At 39.8% G+C, this 1948-nt stretch carries 1 protein-coding gene; it reads left to right on the top strand.

Annotation, left to right across the window (positions count from 1 at the left end; all coding sequences use genetic code 11):
• Nucleotides 1-133 precede the first annotated feature (133 nt).
• On the top strand, nt 134-1780 hold the full coding sequence (locus DSOL_RS25950; protein ID WP_075367580.1) for a transposase: 1647 nt from the start codon (nt 134-136) through the stop codon (nt 1778-1780).
• Nucleotides 1781-1948 lie beyond the last annotated feature (168 nt).

The raw sequence follows: 1948 nt of genomic DNA, 5'->3' as shown, positions 1-1948 counted from the left end.
GATTCTACTGCAAAAACCCCTTAATATTGCCCAAAATAAGAAGGAAAATGATTTCCAGAAGTTGAATTATTAAGTATGATGAAGTAATTTTCAGGATTAAGGATATAATTCAACTTTTTGGGGGTATATGCAGATGTTCCGCAAAAATAACGGGCACTTACAAAATAATTTGTTCAATAGCCTTAATGGCATGGATTCTCGGCTAGCTCATAAACTGCAGAATTCTTGGGCCGCACTCTTCTATGAGCATGTTTTCTGTCAAATTGACGAAAGCTTATTTGTTCCTCTCTACTCCAGTGACAATGGACGTCCGAACTTTCCAGTTAATATTTTCATAGGACTGGATTTGATCAAACACTTAAAGGAATTTACAGATGAGGTTCTGTTGGACGAGTACGCCTTTAACTACCAAATTTCTTTTGCCTTAGGCCTTCGTACTTTAGGAGAACGCTATTTTGCACCTCGAACACTCTATGAATTTCGTTCTAGGCTCTATAATTATTCACTCGAACACCCAAATGAGGCAGACCTCATTTGGGGGCAGTTTGAAAAGCTTACAGATCACTTCATTAAAGTTGCTGGACTTAGTACTAGTGAAGGACGTATGGATTCAACTCAGATCATGTCCAACATTAAATTAGGTGGGCGACTCTCCCTTGCCTATGATGTCTTAGTCTGTGGAGTAAAAGCTCTTCCAGAAACTCTCTTAAACGATTCCTTAAGGATCTTTCTTAAAGCGGATTACAAGACAAAGTTTCTTTATCAACTTAAGGCGACAGATATCCAATCTCGAATTCAAATGATCATCAATCACTGCGTCGAATTGCTCCAATTAGTTGAAAGACATCCTGAACTGATAGAAATTCCCGCAGTACAGACTATTGACCGATTCTTGAAAGAACAAGCCACGTTCAACGAACAACAAAACCAATGGATCGCTAAAGGGGATCGAGAGATTTCTTCGAATTCTCTTCAGTCGGCACATGACACGGATGCGACCTACCGTAACAAAGGCGGTAAAAAGCATGTGGGTTATGCCTTAAATCTTACGGAAACCTGTGCCGATGATAATCCTGTTCAAGTCGTGACTCATTTTGATGTAGCCCCCAATACAACCAGCGACGTAGAAATGCTGAATCAGAGTTTACCAACTATTGCAGAACAAGGGGTTAAAGATCTATATACTGATGGGGGCTATTATAGTCCTGACGTTGTGGAAGAGGCAGAAACTCATGGAATTACGATGCACTTTACAGATATGACTGGTCGTAAGACCTCCAGTGATAAACTCCCCTACAGTCGATTTACGATAGAAGGTAAGAAAACGATCGTTCTTTGTCCAGCAAACCATTCCCCCTTACGAACGAGTTTCAATGAAAAGAGTGGTGTCTTAAGCGCTCACTTTCAACTTGAGATCTGTCGAGAATGCCCCCTTAAAGAAAGTTGCCGAGTTAAGTTTCAGAAGAAAGATACCGTTTTGCATGTGAATCAAAAGGCATTGACCGCTGAAGAGACCCGTATGAAAATAACAAATCGGGAAGAACGGAAAGAATCTACCAGTAAACGTGCCGCTATAGAGGGAACAAACTCAGCGCTAAAACGAGCACATAATGTAGGAAAATTGAATGTTCGAGGAATCGTGAAATGTAAACTGGTGCTGGGTGCCAAAATTATCGCCCATAATTTCCGACAGTTAGCTCGGTTCTTTAAAGGAGATATCCGAAAGAAAGTAATCAAAAAATTATCCGAATCGAAACAAGGGATACCTGTCTCCATTTAATAGTAAAAATCCAAAAGAGGTCAAGAAAATAGGATGTTTAAACCCAAAATCAATCAATATCGACTTTGTCATGGAGGGTTTTCGATTAAGGAAAGTATTCAAATCTCACAATTTACCAAATCGGGTGAGATAGCAGAGGAAATTTTGGTGCTTTCAGCACTGAAATCA

This window comes from Desulfosporosinus metallidurans, assembly GCF_001936615.1.
Taxonomy (GTDB): Bacteria; Bacillota; Desulfitobacteriia; order Desulfitobacteriales; family Desulfitobacteriaceae; genus Desulfosporosinus; species Desulfosporosinus metallidurans.
This window is presented reverse-complemented; position numbering and strand designations above follow the sequence as displayed.

Coding starts and splice junctions, on each gene's coding strand:
- DSOL_RS25950 (WP_075367580.1), top strand. CDS start 134: ATGTTCCGCAAAAATAACGGGCACTTACAAAATAATTTGTTCAATAGC.